General features: G+C 69.7%; 13 protein-coding genes. 8 read left to right on the forward strand and 5 right to left on the reverse strand.

The genetic code is table 11. From position 1 onward, the window contains the following. Positions 1-26 precede the first annotated feature (26 nt). Positions 27-1,337 carry an ABC transporter substrate-binding protein gene (locus GXW71_RS15945; protein ID WP_211853523.1) on the reverse strand — a complete coding sequence of 437 codons (1,311 nt, stop codon included), beginning with the start codon at positions 1,335-1,337 and terminating at the stop codon, positions 27-29. Between the two features lie 33 nt (positions 1,338-1,370). Then, entirely contained in the window at positions 1,371-2,084 is a 714-nt protein-coding gene (locus GXW71_RS15950; protein ID WP_211853524.1) for an SDR family NAD(P)-dependent oxidoreductase, read from the reverse strand. 227 nt (positions 2,085-2,311) lie between these two features. Between GXW71_RS15950 and GXW71_RS15955 the strand changes: the two genes are divergently transcribed. From GXW71_RS15955 to GXW71_RS15985, 7 genes are all read left to right on the forward strand, one after another. Next, the gene (locus GXW71_RS15955; RefSeq protein WP_211853525.1) at positions 2,312-3,085 is read left to right on the forward strand and encodes a DeoR/GlpR family DNA-binding transcription regulator; all 774 of its coding nucleotides are present in this window, start codon (positions 2,312-2,314) and stop codon (positions 3,083-3,085) included. A 110-nt stretch (positions 3,086-3,195) separates the two neighbouring features. After that, positions 3,196-4,395 (forward strand): acyl-CoA dehydrogenase family protein, encoded by a 1,200-nt coding sequence (locus GXW71_RS15960; RefSeq protein ID WP_211853526.1) that lies wholly within the window; start codon positions 3,196-3,198, stop codon positions 4,393-4,395. Positions 4,396-4,430: 35 nt separating this feature from the next. Further along, entirely contained in the window at positions 4,431-4,838 is a 408-nt protein-coding gene (locus GXW71_RS15965) for a VOC family protein (protein ID WP_211853527.1), read from the forward strand. Further along, entirely contained in the window at positions 4,835-5,809 is a 975-nt protein-coding gene (locus tag GXW71_RS15970) for a Bug family tripartite tricarboxylate transporter substrate binding protein (protein WP_211853528.1), read from the forward strand. Before GXW71_RS15965 ends, GXW71_RS15970 begins: the two co-directional genes overlap by 4 nt. 184 nt (positions 5,810-5,993) lie before the next feature. Further along, on the forward strand, positions 5,994-7,595 hold the full coding sequence (locus GXW71_RS15975) for an ABC transporter substrate-binding protein (protein WP_211853529.1): 1,602 nt from the start codon (positions 5,994-5,996) through the stop codon (positions 7,593-7,595). Beyond that, complete coding sequence (locus tag GXW71_RS15980) at positions 7,592-9,295, forward strand: gamma-glutamyltransferase family protein (RefSeq protein ID WP_211853530.1); 1,704 nt, start codon at positions 7,592-7,594, stop codon at positions 9,293-9,295. Before GXW71_RS15975 ends, GXW71_RS15980 begins: the two co-directional genes overlap by 4 nt. Positions 9,296-9,369: 74 nt before the next feature. Next, positions 9,370-10,188: a class I SAM-dependent methyltransferase gene (locus GXW71_RS15985; RefSeq protein WP_211853531.1), complete on the forward strand. Its 819-nt coding sequence runs from the start codon at positions 9,370-9,372 to the stop codon at positions 10,186-10,188. A 144-nt stretch (positions 10,189-10,332) separates the two neighbouring features. Here the strand turns inward: GXW71_RS15985 and GXW71_RS15990 are convergent, their stop codons facing one another. After that, positions 10,333-12,153, reverse strand: coding sequence for an ABC transporter ATP-binding protein (locus GXW71_RS15990; protein ID WP_211853532.1), 1,821 nt, complete (start codon positions 12,151-12,153; stop codon positions 10,333-10,335). A gap of 183 nt (positions 12,154-12,336) precedes the next feature. On the opposite strand from GXW71_RS15990, the gene GXW71_RS15995 reads away from it, so the two are divergent. After that, positions 12,337-13,398 carry a glycosyltransferase family 4 protein gene (locus tag GXW71_RS15995; protein ID WP_211853533.1) on the forward strand — a complete coding sequence of 354 codons (1,062 nt, stop codon included), beginning with the start codon at positions 12,337-12,339 and terminating at the stop codon, positions 13,396-13,398. 28 nt (positions 13,399-13,426) lie between these two features. Here GXW71_RS15995 and GXW71_RS16000 read toward each other — a convergent pair whose 3' ends face one another. Both GXW71_RS16000 and GXW71_RS16005 read right to left on the reverse strand, forming a co-directional pair. After that, the gene (locus GXW71_RS16000) at positions 13,427-15,043 is read right to left on the reverse strand and encodes a sensor histidine kinase (RefSeq protein ID WP_211853534.1); all 1,617 of its coding nucleotides are present in this window, start codon (positions 15,041-15,043) and stop codon (positions 13,427-13,429) included. Beyond that, positions 15,033-15,716, reverse strand: coding sequence for a response regulator (locus GXW71_RS16005; RefSeq protein WP_211853535.1), 684 nt, complete (start codon positions 15,714-15,716; stop codon positions 15,033-15,035). The genes GXW71_RS16000 and GXW71_RS16005 overlap by 11 nt, the downstream gene beginning before the upstream one ends. Positions 15,717-15,729 lie beyond the last annotated feature (13 nt).

Below are 15,729 nucleotides of genomic sequence, written 5' to 3' on the forward strand. Positions count from 1 at the left end.
CGCTGGGCCCCCGCCGCCTTCCCTGCCTATTGGAGTTTCGCGAGCTCGGTGTCGGCGGCACGCGCGGCGTCGAGCGGTGTCGCGCGACCCTGCACGATCTGTTGGATGACGCCGCCGATCAGGTCGCGCGCCTCCGGGATCCGGTCGGTCGGGGTCTGGTAGACGCCGGTGCCGGTACGGCCGAGCTCGATCAGGGCATTGGCCCAGGCGCGGCGGATCGGCATCTCGGACGCCCAGGCGTTGAACTCCGGCCCCTCGAAGACGCTGGCACGCGGCGGCGCGACGCCGGCGCGCACGAGCTTGCCCTGCACGTCGCGGCTGGTCGCCCATTGCAGGAACAGCCAGGCCGCCTGCTGGCGCCGCGAATGCGCTGATATCGCGATGGTCCAGCCGATGGCGACTGGCTTCGAGATGCCGCTCTCCCGCCCCGGCGGCAGTACCTTCACGCCGAGATCCTGCGCCCGGTTGGGGAAGCGCGTGATATTGGCGAATTCATTGCTCGATTCATGGGTCATCGCGATGCGGCCCTGACCGAGCAGCTCGGTCACCTGGGTGAAGGTGTGGTTGAGCGCGCCGGGCGGGCCGTAATCCCTCAGCAGCTTCGCGTAGAGCTCCAGCCCCCGCACCGTGTTGGGTTGCGCGAGGCCCGGCTTGCCGTCGGGCAGTGCGAAGGAGCCGCCCATGTTGAAGACGAAGCCGGCCAGCGCATAGGGCACGACGCTGCGGATGCCGCGCGCCGCCCAGACGCCCTGGCTGGGCTCGCGCGCCTTGATCGTCTCCGCGGCGGTCAGGAGATCTTCGAGGGTGCGGGGCTCGGCGATGCCGAGCCGCTCGAAGACATCTTTCCGCCAGTAGAAGAGCGGGCCTTCCTGGTTGATCGGCACCGCGACGACCTGGCGGCCGAAGGTGCTGGCTTCCCGGATCGAGGCGCCGAAATCCTCGTAATTGTAGTCCGGCGCGGTGAGCGCGCGGTCGGCCAGCATGGGCGCGAGGTCGGCATACCAGCCGGCGCGATGGAAGATCGCGCCCTCCCGGCTGGTCAGCGTCATATAGGCGTCGAGATCGGAGGAGCGGCCCTGCATCAGGGTGGTGAGGCGGGCGCGGAACTGCTCCTCGTTGAAGATCTCCATCCGGGCGCGGATGCCGGTGAGCGCGGTGAAGTCTCCCGCCAGCTCGCGCATCGCCTGCGACCAGGGATGATTATTGAACATGAGGTTGACGGTCTGGCCGTCATGCGCACGCCAGTTGAAGGCCTGGCCCTGTGCGAACGCCCTTCTGCCGGTGGCGGCGAGGGCGGCGGCGGCCAGCGCGCTGCCGTTGAAACTGCGCCTCTTCATTGTCGTTTCCTCTCCCTTGGTTTTTCGTTGGGTTCAGGAGGCGACGTAGCCCCCATCGACCGGGATGGTGACGCCGTTGATCAGGCGGGCGGCGGGCGAGGCCAAGAACACCGCGGTGCCGGCCAGCTCCTCCGGCTCCGACCAGCGCCCGGTCGGCAGCCGCGCCATCACCTTGCTGTTGAAGGCCTCTTCCTCGCGGCCGCGGCGGCTGATCTCGGTATTGATCCAACCCGGCGCGATGGCGTTCACGCGGATGCCGTCCTCGGCATAGGCGAGGGCGAGGGATCGGGTGAGGCCGACGACGCCGGTCTTGGCCGCGGCGTAGCCGGGAATCATGGCTGCGCCGAAATAGGAATACATCGACCCGATATTGATCAGGCAGCCCTTGGTCCTGGCGAGGTGCGGGCGGAAGGCGGTGGCCAGCCGCAGATTGCCGACCAGGTGGATGTCCACGATGTCGCGGAAGACATCGGGCTTGTGCTCCTCGTTGCGGATCAGGCGCCCCGCGCAGTGGATCAGCACGTGCAACGTGCCGATCTTCGCGGCGAGTGCGGTGACCGCGGCGTCGTCGCGCACATCCAGCGTCTCGAAGGCGAAGCCCTGATCCTCGGCGGGTGGGCGGATATCGGCGATGGTGACCTCGGCACCGCCGGCGCGGAAGGCGCGCGCGAAGGCGGAGCCGATGCCGCCGGCGCCGCCACTGATCAGGACATGCTGGCCGGCGACCGAGAAATCCGGGGCGCTCATGGCCGCACACGATGCGCATGGCAGGGCAGGCGCAATGCCTGCGCCTTGGCGGCATCCATCATCGCTTCCTCCGTCCGCGCCCTTCCTGTCAGGGGGCGCATGCTCGTTATCGACCATAGTTGGGCAGGAAATGTTGTTTTTCGCAATATGAAAGTTTCGATTTCGCGCATGCATGCGAAGGCGCTAGCGTGACACCGCCGGAAACCGAACGAGTCCGCCACGCCGCCATGCAAGTCGACGCACGCCACCAGCGGATCCTCGATATTCTGATGCGCCGCGGCTATGCGGGCATCGATGAGCTCGTCGCCAGCTTCGACGTGACGCCGCAAACCATCCGCCGCGACCTGCAGGACCTGGCGGATCGCGGGCTGCTGCGGCGCCACCATGGCGGCGCCAGCATGTTGTCGAGCACGGCGAACACCGACTACGTGCAGCGCCATGTCGAGAACGTCGCGGGCAAGGCCAGCATCGCCGCGGCGGCGGCGGCGCTGATCGCGCCCGGATCCTCGATCTTCATGACGCCCGGGACCACGGTGGAAGCGGCGGCCGCCGCCATCGCCGACGCGAAGCTGAAGGGGCTGAAGGTCATCACCAACAGCACGGTGGCGGCGCAGATCCTGGGCCGGAATCCCGACATCAGCATTCATCTGACGGGCGGCGTCTGGCAGTCCAACAACCAGGCGCTGGCCGGGCCGACCGCCGCCGAGATCGCCGGCCGCTATCGCTGCGACGTGATGCTGACGAGCATCGGCGCGATCGATCCCGATGGCTGGCTGCTGGAGTTCCGCGATGAGGAGGTGGTGGTGGGCAGGGCCATGCTGGCCAATGCGCGCCGGCGTGTCCTGCTCGCCGATCATTCCAAGTTCTCCCGGGTGGCGACCTGCAAGCTCGCCCGCATCGCCGACATGACGACGATCGTGACCGACCGCGCACCGACCAAACCCGTGCAGCGGCACATCCGGGACGCGGGTTGCGAGCTCATCCTGGCGCCGGAGGCGTGAGCCGCGCCGTTCCGGGGATGGCTTGACAGCGATCTTCCATGGGTCCGACCATCCGCCGCCGCGGCAGCAGACCGCGCGGCGACCGGGTCGCCATGGGAGAGTGGGACGTCATGAGCGCTGCCCGCGGCTTGCCGCATCCCGTTGCCGATGACCCTGTCGTCCGCGCCCGCCGCGCGGCACCGCTGATCGAGGCGGCCGCTCCCCGTATCGAAGCGGATCGCGAACTCCCGGGCGCGCTGGTCGCCGCGCTGCACGAGGCGCGACTGTTCCGCAGCCTGCTGCCACGGAGCCTCGGCGGCGACGAGGCGCCGCCCGAGACCTATGTGCGCATGATGGAGGTGCTGGCCGGCGCCGACGCCTCCACCGCCTGGTGCGTTGGCCAGGCTTCCGGCTGCTCGATGGCGGCCGCCTATGCGGCGCCGGAGGTGGCCCGCGCGGTTTGGGGGGCGCCGGATGCGGCGCTCGCCTGGGGCGCGGTTGGCCCCGATCAGGTCGCGCAGGTGGTCGATGGCGGCTATCTCGTGAACGGCGCCTGGCCTTTCGCCAGCGGCGGTCGGCACGCGACCTGGTTCGGCGGGCATTGCCGGGTGTGGGAGCGCGACGGCACGCTGCGCCTTGGGCCCGATGGCGCGCCGCTTGAACGCACCATGTTGTTCCCGGCCACGGCCGTGACGCTCGATGGCAAATGGCAGGTCATGGGGCTGCGCGGCACCGGCAGCGACACCTACACGGTGCGCGACCTTTTCGTGCCGGAGGCCTTCAGCGTCCGCCGCGACCGTGACGAGGAGCGGCAACCGCAGGGTCAGGGCACGCTCTATCGCTTCACGACGACGCATCTCTACGCTGCCGGCTTCGCGGGCGTCGCGCTTGGAATCGCGCGACGGCTGCTCGATGATTTCGTCGCGCTAGCGCGAGAGAAGACGCCGATGGCGACCTCGCGCCGGCTCTGCGACAGCCCGGTGCTGCAGAGCGGCCTCGCCTGGGCGGAAGGGCAATGGCGCGCCGCGCGCGCCCAACTCCTATCGGTGCTGCGGGAGGTCTGGGCGGATCTGGACCAGGGCGCCTCACCGAGCCTCGACCAGAAGGTCTCGATCCGGCTCGCCGCGACCTTCGCCATCCACCAGTCCAAGGCGGTGGCGGACTTCGCTTATACGGAGGCCGGCGCCAGCGCGATCTTCGAAAGCGCACCCTTCGAGCGCCGCTTCCGCGACATCCACGCCGTCACCCAGCAGGTGCAGGCGCGCAAGAATCATTTCGAGACGGTGGGTCAGCACCTGATGGGGCTGTCCCCCAATCCGCGTTTCCTCTGAGCCTCCTCGCAGCGTCTTCGGGAAAGGGAACAGCCATGCCACTCCTCGGACTGAATCACTATACGATCCGTTGCCACGACCTCGAGCGCACCAAGGCCTTCTATGCCGATGTGCTCGGGCTCAAGGATGGCTACCGGCCGCCGCTCGGCTTTCCAGGCCACTGGCTCTATGTCGGTGATGTGCCGACTGTGCATCTGATGGGCGATCGCGGCGCCCGCGACGCGCATCATCCGCCGCGCGCGGCCGGGCCGACCGGCCTCTTCGACCACATCGCCTTCGCCTGCACCGGCCTCGCCGAGATGCGCGAGCGGCTGAACAAGCATGGCGTGAAGTTCGAGGAGCGGGTGGTCCCGCGCGACCGCCAGACCCAGCTCTTTCTCTTCGACCCGGACGGGATCGCGGTGGAGCTGAACTATCCGCCGGAGGAGACCGCGGCGGCATGATGCGGATCCGGCGCCGCCCGCTGCTCGGCGCGGCGGCTGCGCTGCTCGCCGCGCCCGCGGTGCGGGCACAGCAGGGCTGGCCGAACCGGCCGGTCCGCATCGTGGTGCCGTCGCCGACCGGTGCATTCGACGTCTATGCACGGATGATGGCGCCGCGCCTGTCGGAGCTCTGGGGCCAGCCGGTGGTGGTCGACAACCGCCCCGGCGCCAACGGCAATATCGGCATGGCGGAAGTGCAGCGCGCCCCGCCGGACGGGCATACCATCCTGTTCGCCGCGGTGGGCTCGCTGTCCATCAACATCAGCATCTACCGCAGCATGCCGCTCGACCCGATCGAGGATCTGGCGCCGGTCGCGCTGTCTGTCACCTCGCCGATGGTGTGGGTGGCGAACCCGCAGACGACGCTGCACAGCCTCCGCGACGTGATCACCCAGGCGCGCGCGGCGCCGGGGCGGCTGCCCTATGCGCTGCCGAGCTCTGGCACCATCAACCACCTGATCGTGGAGGCGTTCAAGCAGCGCCACGGGCTCGACATGCCGGCGGTGCCCTATCGCGGCACGGCGGCGGCGCAGATCGACGTCATCGCAGGGCAGGTGCCGCTGATGGTCGACAGCCTCGGCGCCGGCTACGGCAATATCAGCGCCGGGCGGGTGAGGGCGCTCGCCCTGACCTCGCGCGGTCGCGCCGAGCGGGTGCCCGACTTGCCGAGCGCGATCGAGCTTGGGCTGGAGGATCGGGAATACGTGGCCTGGTACGCCTATATGGCGCCCAAGGCGACGCCATCAGCCGTGCTGGCGCGGCTCAACGCCGGCATCAACGAGGTCGCGATGGGCGCCGAGGTCGCGGAGCGCCTGCATGGCATGGGCTCAGCGCCCGCCGCGATGACGCCGGAGGCGCAACTCGCCTTCATGCGCTCGGAACGCAGCCTCTGGGGCGGCATCGCGCGGGCCGCCAATGTCGAGGTGCAGTGACCCGGAGCGCTAGCGTGATGACTTGAGGCCGGTTCGGCCGAAAGTCTGAATCACGCGATCAAACGAAGTCCTTGAGCATGGTGCGTGAGCGGAAGCGAACGCATCAGGCTGTAGCGCGCCGCATTGACAGGGCGGGCGCTCTGCCGAAGGCTGCCGGTATAGAAGTATACAGGAGTGATTGGGCATGCCGCTTCGCCATCGCCTCGGCTTGGCGCTCGCCTGCTGGCTTGGCTGCGTGGCGCCACTGCCGGCCGCGGCCCAGACCTTGACCATGGGCGTCGAGGCGCCCTTCGGCCTCGATCCGCATTTCCTCTTCGCCGGCCCCAACATGGCCGCCGCCCGCCACATCTACGACAGCCTGATCAACCGCGATGCCGAAAGTCGCTTCGTGCCCGGCATCGTCGAGAGCTGGCGGATGCTCGATGACCGCACCTGGGAGCTGACGCTGCGGCGCGGCGTCACCTTCCACAATGGCAGCCCCTTCACCGCCGAGGACGTCGCCTTCACCCTGGCTCGCGTGCCCAACCTGCCGAACAATCCCGGCCCCTATACCTCCAACCTGCGCACCATCAGCCGGGTCGAGATCGTCGATTCCCACACGGTCCGCATCCTCACGGACCGGACCAATCCGGTGCTGGTCGGGCAGCTCACCAATATCTTCGTCCTGTCGCGATCCGCGGCGGAGGGCGCGAGCACGGGCGATTTCGACAGCGGCCGCGCCGCCATCGGCACCGGTCCCTTCCGGCTGGTCCAGGCGCGCGGCACCGAAGGCATGGTGATCGCGCGGAACGAGACCTACTGGGGCGAAGGCGCGGCCTACGAACGCGTGGAGCTGCGCGTCATCGGCAATGACGCCACGCGCCTCGCGGCGCTGCTCGCGGGCGATGTCGACCTGATCGAATCCGTGCCATCGGCCAATGTCGAGCGGCTGGAGCGGGACCCGCGCATCGCGATCTTCCGGCGCAATTCCGACCGCATCATGTACCTGCTGCCGAATATCCGCGCCGGCCTGACCTTGCTGACCGATGCGACAGGCCAGCCGCTGCGCGATAATCCGCTGCGCGACCTGCGCGTCCGCCAGGCGCTGTCGCTCGCGATCGACCGGCAGGCGCTGGTGTCGCGCGCGCTGGACGGGCAGGGGGTCGCGACGGCGCAGATGGTGCCGGAGCAGTTCGGTGGTCACGATCCGGGCTATGCCGTGCCGCGCGCCGATCCCGCGCGGGCACGCGCCCTGCTGGCGGAGGCCGGCTATCCCAGCGGCTTCGGGATGACCATCGGCTGTTCCAACAACCGCTACACCAATGATGCGCGGGTCTGCCAGGCGGCAGGCCAGATGCTGTCGCGGGCGGGGCTGCAGATCAAGGTCGAGACCCAGCCCTGGAACGTCTTCTCCCCCCGCACCGTGGAGACGCGGAACGACCTGCCGGTCATGCTGTACGGCTTGTCGCTCTCCTCCTCGCGTGACGCCAGCTACATCCTCTCGACTGCCGTGCACACGCGCAACGTCGCCGAGGCCTTCGGGCAGGGCAATCGCGGCCAGTTCAGCGATGCCCGGCTGGATGGGCTGATCGACGCCGTCATCATTCGCTCCGATGAAGGGCGCGAAGCGGCGCTGCGGCATGCGATGCGGGAAGCGATGGATCAGATGCCGATCATCCCGCTCTACAACCAGGTCGTCATCGCCGCCGCGCGGCGCGGCATCACCTACACGCCGCGCATGGATGAGCAGATGGTCGCCTATCAGGCGCGGCCGGATCGCGGCACCGCCCAGGGAGCAACACGATGAGCACCACACGCCCCGTCGTAGCGGGTCCGCGCCATGCGATCAGCGCCGGCCATTACCTGGCCGCCGCCGCCGGCCTGACCATCCTGGAGAATGGCGGCAACGCCATCGATGCCGGGGTCGCGGCCGGGCTGGTGCTCGGCGTGGTGCAGCCCGACATCGTCAATGTCGGCGGCGTTGCGCCGATCATCATCCGCCGCGCCGATGGGCGGATCGAGAGCATCGCGGGGCTCGGCCATTGGCCGAAATCCATGCCGGCTGATTATTTCATGACCCATCACGGCGGCAAGATGCCCCGCGGGGTGCTGCGCACCGTGGTGCCGGCCGCACCCGATGCCTGGATCACCGCGCTGGAACGTCACGGCACCATGGGCTTCGCTGAGGTGGCGGGGTCGGCCATCCGCTTCGCCGAGGAAGGCTTCCCCGTCTATCCGATGTTCGCGGAGAGCCTGACGCAGCACAACAAGGACTACCTGGACTGGCCGAGCAATGCCGCGGTCTTCCTGCGCGACGGCAAGCCGCCCAGGGTGGGCGAGCGCTTCCGCCAGACCGAGCTCGCCGCCATGCTGCGCTTCATGGCCGAGGAGGATCGTCGCGCTGCCGCGACGGGCGGGCGGCTCGCCGGCCTCGCCGCCGCGCACCATGCCTTTTACCGCGGCGACATCGCGCGGGTGATGGTCGATTTCATCCAGGCCGAGGGCGGGTTCCTCTCGCGCGATGATCTCTCCAGCTACCGCTCCCGCATCGAGCCGGTGGTGACGCGGGGCTGGCGCGGCCATGCGGTCTCCACCTGTGGGCCCTGGTGCCAGGGGCCGGCGCTGCTGGAGGCGCTGCTGCTGATGGAGCGGGCGGGCTTCGAAGGCATGGCGCACAACTCGGTCGACTACCTGCACGTGCTGACCGAAAGCCTGAAGGTCGCCATGGCGGACCGCGAATATCACTTCGCGGATCCCGCCTTCACCGATGTCCCGATCGACACCTTGCTGAGCGACGCCTATCTCGCGGCGCGGGTCGCCGGTTTCGATCCGGCGCGCGCCCATCCCGGCATGCCGGAGCCGCTGCTCGGCCAGGGCACGGTGCTGCCGCCGCCGAGCCGGCTCGACAAGCCGATCGCTGACCCCGACACCTCCTATGTCGGGGTGGTGGATGCGGAGGGGAATGCGTTTTCCGCCACACCGTCGGACGGCACCTTCAACGGGCCGATCATTCCCGGCCTCGGCATCATCGCCTCCGGCCGCGGCACGCAGTCGCGGCCCGATCCCGCGCATCCCTGCGGCGTCGGTCCCGGCAAGCGGCCGCGGCTGACGCCGAATCCGGCCATGGTGGTCACTCGCGACGGGGCCGCGATGCCTTTGGGCACGCCGGGTGGCGACGTGCAGGTGCAGGCCATGCTGCAGGTCATGCTCAACCACCTGCATTTCGGCATGGATGTGCAGGCGGCGATCGAGGCGCCGCGCGTCTCGACCTATTCTTTCCCGTCCTCCTTCGCGCCCTATGAGTATTTCCCGGGCCGCCTCGCGGTGGAAAGCCGCATCCCCGCCGCCACGCGCGACGCGCTGCGGGCGCGCGGCCATGATGTGAAGGACTGGCCGGACTGGACCTGGCTGGCCGGCAGTGTCGAACTCGTCACCAGCGATCCCGAGAGCGGCATGCGCATGGCGGGCGCCGATCCGCGCCGGCCGGCCTACGCCATGGCGATGTGACGCGGCGGCCTGGCGCCGCATCGCGTGTCTTGCATCGTCGCCGGCCATGGCCTCCCCTGGTTGCGGAGGAGGGTATGGCCACGACCGAGACGATTCGGCTGTCGGGTGAGCGGGAGACGCTGCTCGTCACCCTCTATGCCAAGGCCCTCGAAAGCCGCTCACCGGCCTCGATCCTGAAGGACAGCGTCGCCGACGCGATCGTGCGCCGGCTCGATTATGATTTCGCGCGGCTCGGGCTCGGCGCCAGGGATGCGACCGGCCTGGCGATCCGGGCCAAGTTCCTGGACGACCTGGTGCGCCGCTTCATCGCCGCGCACCCGGATGGGATCGTGCTCAATCTCGGCTGCGGGCTGGACAGCCGCATCGCCCGGGTCGATCCGCCGGCCGGCACCCGCTGGTTCGACCTGGACTATCCCGACGTGATCGACATCCGGCGCCGCTTCTATCCGGCGCGCGACGGCTATTCGATGATCGGATCCTCGGTCACCGAAGTCGGATGGCTGGAGGCGGTGCCCGACGACGGCCGGGCAATCATCATCGCGGAAGGCCTGCTCGCCTATCTCGGGAGCGACGATGTCCCGCGGCTGCTCGATCGCCTGACCGCGCATTTCCCCGGCGGCGAACTGGCTTTCGATGGCTACAGCAGCCTTGGCGTCGCGCTGCTGCCGCTGCATCCGGCGATCCGCGCCACCGGCGCCACGCTGCACTGGGCCATCGACGATCCCCGCGATCTGGAACGGCAGGTGCCGCGCCTGACCTTCGTCGCGGAGATCGCCGGGTCCGATTTCGAAGACCTCGCCCGTGCACCATGGCCGATGCAGATGCTGGCACGCACCTTCGGCGCCATCCCCTTCCTGCGCCGGATGGGCCGCATGCTGCGCTACCGCTTCTAGACCGGATCCCGGGCCCCCTCAGACGCCGGGCGCAAACCTCCGGTTTGCTTGGCGTCGTGCGAAGAGCACGCCTCCGGCGTGACGCAGCACGTGCGGCGGGCCGCATTCGCGGCCCCGGACGGTCAAGAGACCGGTCCGTTGGTATTAGTCCGCGGCGGCGCTGATCCGTTCCAGCGCCTGCTGCTCCAGCAGGACGCGATAGGGGCCGGGGCGCCGCGCCAACTGACCGGGCGTCCCATCATCCACCATGCGGCCGCTCTCCATCACGACGATCCGATCGAAGTTGCGCAGCGTCGCCAGGCGGTGCGCCACCGCGATGACGGTGCGCCCCTGCATCAGCCGGTCGAGCGCGCGCTGCACCTCGGCCTCGGACTCGCTGTCGAGCGCGCTGGTCGCTTCGTCGAGCAGCAGGATCGGCGCATCCTTCAGAAGCGCGCGCGCGATCGCGATGCGTTGGCGCTGCCCGCCGGAGAGCTTCGTGCCGCGATCTCCGACGACGGTGTGGAAGCCTTGCGGCAAAGCCTCGATGAAGTCGCGGCAGCGGGCGGCCTCGGCGACGGCGAGGATCTCCGCATCGCTCGCATCGGGCCTGCCGTAACGGATATTCGCCAGCACGGAGCGGTGCAGCAGCGGCACGTCCTGCGGCACTACTGCGATGCTGTGTGCCAGGCTTTCCTGGAGCGTCCGGGCGATGTCCTGTCCGTCGACCAGGATCCGGCCTTCCTGTGGCATCGCGGTACGCTGCAGCAGCGCGAGCACGGTGGACTTGCCGGCGCCGGAGCGTCCGACCAGGCCGACGCGCTGGCCCGCGGGAATCAGCAGGTCGAGCCCGCGCAGCACCGGGGCGCCGCCGGGATAGGCGAAGTGGACGTCGCGGAACTCCACCGCGCCACCGCGCGGGCGGAGCGGGGCGGCGCCGGGGGCATCAGGCAGCTCATGCGGCACCAGCAGGGTCGCGACCGCTTCCGAAAGCCGCGCCATGTGCTGGGTCAGCTCCACCAGCGCGACGGCCAGATCGCGGCTGGCATGCAGGATGGTGAAGCCGAGCGAGCAGACCAGCACGATGTCACCGGTCGTCGCCTGTCCGCGCTCCCACATCCCCATGACCCAGGCGAGCAGCGCCGTCGTCAGCACAGCGGTCACGGCCGCGTGCAACAGCCGCAGGCCTTCGAGGTAACGCAGGCTGCGCGTGCGATGCGCCACCTCGTCGCCCACCACGCGCCCGAACCGGCGACGCTCGCGGCCGATGCCGCCGAAGGCGCGCACCAGGCCGATATTCTGCACGACATCCACTAGCTCACCATCCACCGCCGCCGCCTTTGCCGCGTAGGACACATGCAGCGGCTGCCCCCGCGCGGCGAGGCGCGCGATCACAAAGCTGAGCGTCGCTGCGGCAGCGACGAGGGCTGCACCCATGAGAGGGTTCACCGTTGCCAGGAGCGTGATGGCGAAGCTCACCGCGACGGCCGGCGGCAGCGCGTGCCAGGTGAAGTTGTAGAGCATGGTGTAGGCTGCGTTCGCGGTGGCGGTTACCCGGCTGGCGAGGACGCCGGCGGAACGACCGGCGAAGAAGGCCGGTGCGTGACCGCCGAGATGATGGAACAGATCGGCGCGCATGGCCGCCGTGACCGCCGGAAAGGTGGCGGCCGAGATCCAGCCGCCGATGCGCCACAGCATGTTGTCCGCTGCCAGCACCGCGGCAAGCACGGCGAAGGCCATCCAGGCGGCGGCGCCCGGCCCGCCCGCCAGCGTATCGACCAGCATCTTCACGGCATAGTGTGTGCCGACCGAACAGGCGACGGCGGCAATGACGGAGCCGAGCACGACACCGTGCGCCAGGCCACGGCTGCGCACATAGCGCAGCAGGAAGCCGAGCGGGCGCGTTCGATAGCGCAGCAGCGCCTCGGTTCCCGCATTTTCCTGCCGGCGTTGTTCCTCTTGGTTCCAGATGGCCGTAGCGCTCATCGGCACCTCTCTTCGCTTTTCGTCACCGCCCACATACGCGTGAGCACGCAGCGCGTTGCTGTGCAGATGCGAGAAACGCCTTCTTGTCGTCAGAATCATGGCGTTCCTAAAGATCTCCGACCACTCCGCGAGAAAGGTCCGGCACACGGCGGGACCTTGATCCGTTCAGGAGAATATTGGCCGATGAAGATCGCGCAGATTGCGCCGCTGACCGAGGCGGTACCTCCGAAGGGCTATGGCGGGACCGAAAGGATCGTCTCCTTTCTCACCGAAGAGCTCGTTGGGCTGGGCCATGATGTCACGCTGTTCGCCAGCGGTGATTCCGTGACCTCGGCCCGCCTCGCCCCGATGTGCCCGCAGGCGCTTCGCCTCGCGCCGGACGTGCGCGATGCCCTGGCGCCGCACTTCATGATGATGGAGACGGTGTTCCGGCGTGCGCATGAGTTCGACGTGCTGCACTTCCATCTGGATTACTGGCCCTTCTCGCTGTTCAGCCGGCAGGCGACGCCGTTCCTGACGACGCTGCACGGAAGGCTGGACCTGCCGGAGCTGTGGCCGCTCTACGAAACTCACGCGAATGTGCCACTGATCTCGATCTCCGACGCGCAGCGCGCGCCGATGCCCAACGCCAATTGGGCCCGGACGATTCATCACGGGCTGCCCGGGAATCTGCTGACGCCGATCGAGGGCGTGCAGCCTTCCTATCTCGGCTTCATCGGGCGGATCTGCCCGGAGAAGCGCGTCGATCGTGCCATCGAGATCGCGGAGCGCTGTGGCCTGCCGCTGAAGATCGCGGCCAAGATCGATCGCGTGGACCGCGACTATTACGAGCAGCAGATCCGCCCGCTTTTGGCGCGCTCGCCGCACGCGGAGTTCATCGGCGAGATCTCGGACAGCGAGAAGGCGACCTTCCTGGCCGGCGCGCAGGCGCTGCTGTTCCCGATCGATTGGCCGGAGCCCTTCGGCCTCGTCATGATCGAAGCCATGGCCTGCGGCGTGCCGGTCATCGCCTTCGGCCATGGTTCGGTGCCGGAGGTGATCGAGGACGGCCGGACCGGCTTCATCGTCGATGATGTCGGCGGCGCGGTGCATGCCGTCGATCGTGCATTGCACCTGTCACGGGACGATGTGCGCCGCCGCTTCGAGGAGCGTTTCACGGCCCGCCGCATGGCGGAGGATCACGTGGCGCTTTACACGCAGCTCGTGCACGGCAGGCGCATCCGGATCCCGGCCGCGGCGGAGTGACGGCCGGGACAAGCCCCGGAACTTCGCTTCAACTCTCCGCGGCCCTGCCCGGGGCCGCGGGCAGGATGATCTCGAAGACAGCGCCCGGCCCAATGGGCAGAAGGCGGAGGCTGCCGCCCGCGGCCTCCGTATGGCTGCGTGCGATGGACAGCCCGAGGCCGGTGCCGCCGCTCTCGCGCGCGGTGGTGAAGAAGCGGTCGAAGACCCGGGCCGCATTCGCGGCGGTGATGCCGCGCCCGCTGTCGCTCACCCGTATCAGCACCTGACCTTCCGCGATTTCCCAGGACAGGTTGCAGCGGGCCTCTGCTCCGGCGTGCTGGCGCACATTCTCGAACAAGATCGCGAAGACGCTGCGCAGCGTCTCCGGCGCGATCGCCGCGGTCGCGGCCGCGCCGCGCCATGCGATGGCGAGGCCCTGCGCGATGAAGGGTGCCGCCGCCACCTCCACGACCGCGCCGATCGTGGCCGCCGCGGGGCCCTGCGCGTGCGGCGCTTCGGCGCGCGCGAGCTCCAGCAGGCGGCGCACCAGCCGGTCCAGCCGCTCCACATCCGCCGCAGCCTGAGCCAGGAAGCCAGCGCGCTCCTCCGGCGTCATCGTCGCGGCATGGTCCTGCAGCAGCTCCAGCGCGCCGCGCAACGCGGCGAGCGGGGTCTTGAACTCATGGCTGACCTCGGCGGCGAACTGGCCGATATAGTCGGCGCGGCGCTCCAGCGTGCCGGCCATGCTGGCGATCGCGGCGAAGAGCTCATCGGCCTCGCGCACTGCGCTGCGCCTTGTACGCTGCATCGGCACCCGCGCGCCGGCCGCCACCGCCTTGGCCTGTTCCGCGACGGCGCGGATCGGCCGACCGACCGTATAGGCGGTGAAGGCGGCGAGCGCCGCCGCCACCAGCACCAGTGCCAGGGTCAGACCCGCCAGCTCCCACCGCTTGCCATAGAGCGCCTGGGCGATGCTGGATGGCGTGCGGGAGAGCCCCACGGCGCCGATGACATGCGGCCCGGCCCGCACCGGCAGCGCCACGAAGACGCGGAAGGGCGCCGCGCGGCTGATCGAGGCGAGCCCTGCCGGCGTTGCCGGCTCTCGTCGCGCCCGCAGCCGGGATGCAGGGTTGCCGGCCAGCGCGGCGGCGACCTCCTCCAGTCCCGCCAGCGACAACCCGCGTTCCCCGCCACTGGTCGCGACCACGATGCCCGCGTGGTCGGTCACGCGCATGCCGGCCAGGGTGACGCGCTGCGCCTCGGCCAGCACAGGCCCCAGCGCCTCCCCGGCGATGCGGGCAAAGCGATCGGCGGGTGCCGCGGGCAGCGTAGGCTCAGGCGGGGGCGACAGGATCGGGTCGCGCGCCAGGTCGAGCGTCGCGAAGCGCGGCGCCCAGCCTTCCGACGGCGGCACCAACGGCAGCGCCGCGAGCGTGGCCTCCGCCTCAGGCCCCGCCGCCTGCAGCCAGCCGGCATGGAAGGCGGCGCCGATCACCGCGGCCTGGGCCACCAGTTCGGTTTCGGTTTGGCGCACCAGCGCGCTTTCATAGATGCGCAGCATCCAGAGCCCACCGAGCGGCAGCGCGAGCAGCAGCAGGTTCACCAGCAGCAGCACGGTGCGGATGCGCGGCTTGCGCCGGATGGATGGCCTCGGTTCAGCCGCCATCGAGGAAGCGGTAGCCGAGGCCATGCACGGTGCCGATCGGCTCGGCGCCCAGCGCCGCGAGCTTGGCTCGCAGATGCCGCACATGGCTGTCGATGGTGCGGTCGCTGACGATGCGCGGCTCGGCATGGGCGGCCGCCATCAGCATCTCCCGCGTGTAGACGCGGCCCGGCTGCGCGGCCATGGCGCCGAGCAGGCGGAACTCGGTGACGGTCAGCGGGATGGGTTGACCGTGCCACTGCGCCTCGAAGCGTTCGGCATCGAGGCTGAGCGGGCCGCGGCGCAGCGGCGCGGCGGCGGGCGCGGTGACGCGCCCCTCCGCGCGGCGCAGCATGGCGCGCACCCGGGCCACCAGCTCGCGCGGGCTGAAGGGCTTGGTGACATAGTCGTCGCCGCCGAGCTCGAGGCCGAGCACCCGGTCCAGCTCCTCGTCGCGGGAGGAGAGGAAGATCACCGGCACGTCGTGACTGCGGCGCAGGCGCCGGCAGACCTCGGTGCCGTCGAGCTCCGGCATGGTGACATCGAGGATGATGAGGTCGGGACGCTCGCGCTCGAAGAGACCGAGCGCGGCAGCGCCGTCCGCGGCCTCCACGGTCGCGAAGCCGTCCCGGGCAAGCGCGAAGCGGATCACGCTGCGGATATGGGGGTCGTCGTCCACGACCATGATCTTGGGCATGCGGGCGGGGAAT

The organism is Plastoroseomonas hellenica, from assembly GCF_018129085.1.
GTDB classification, from domain to species: domain Bacteria; phylum Pseudomonadota; class Alphaproteobacteria; order Acetobacterales; family Acetobacteraceae; genus Plastoroseomonas; species Plastoroseomonas hellenica.

Excerpts from the sequence above, each read along its gene's own strand:
- GXW71_RS15955 (WP_211853525.1), top strand. The coding sequence starts at position 2,312 with ATGCAAGTCGACGCACGCCACCAGCGGATCCTCGATATTCTGATGCGC.
- GXW71_RS15950 (WP_211853524.1), bottom strand. The coding sequence starts at position 2,084 with ATGAGCGCCCCGGATTTCTCGGTCGCCGGCCAGCATGTCCTGATCAGT.
- GXW71_RS15990 (WP_211853532.1), bottom strand. The coding sequence starts at position 12,153 with ATGAGCGCTACGGCCATCTGGAACCAAGAGGAACAACGCCGGCAGGAA.
- GXW71_RS15985 (WP_211853531.1), top strand. The coding sequence starts at position 9,370 with ATGGCCACGACCGAGACGATTCGGCTGTCGGGTGAGCGGGAGACGCTG.
- GXW71_RS15995 (WP_211853533.1), top strand. The coding sequence starts at position 12,337 with ATGAAGATCGCGCAGATTGCGCCGCTGACCGAGGCGGTACCTCCGAAG.
- GXW71_RS16005 (WP_211853535.1), bottom strand. The coding sequence starts at position 15,716 with ATGCCCAAGATCATGGTCGTGGACGACGACCCCCATATCCGCAGCGTG.
- GXW71_RS15945 (WP_211853523.1), bottom strand. The coding sequence starts at position 1,337 with ATGAAGAGGCGCAGTTTCAACGGCAGCGCGCTGGCCGCCGCCGCCCTC.
- GXW71_RS16000 (WP_211853534.1), bottom strand. The coding sequence starts at position 15,043 with ATGGCGGCTGAACCGAGGCCATCCATCCGGCGCAAGCCGCGCATCCGC.
- GXW71_RS15960 (WP_211853526.1), top strand. The coding sequence starts at position 3,196 with ATGAGCGCTGCCCGCGGCTTGCCGCATCCCGTTGCCGATGACCCTGTC.
- GXW71_RS15980 (WP_211853530.1), top strand. The coding sequence starts at position 7,592 with ATGAGCACCACACGCCCCGTCGTAGCGGGTCCGCGCCATGCGATCAGC.
- GXW71_RS15965 (WP_211853527.1), top strand. The coding sequence starts at position 4,431 with ATGCCACTCCTCGGACTGAATCACTATACGATCCGTTGCCACGACCTC.
- GXW71_RS15970 (WP_211853528.1), top strand. The coding sequence starts at position 4,835 with ATGATGCGGATCCGGCGCCGCCCGCTGCTCGGCGCGGCGGCTGCGCTG.
- GXW71_RS15975 (WP_211853529.1), top strand. The coding sequence starts at position 5,994 with ATGCCGCTTCGCCATCGCCTCGGCTTGGCGCTCGCCTGCTGGCTTGGC.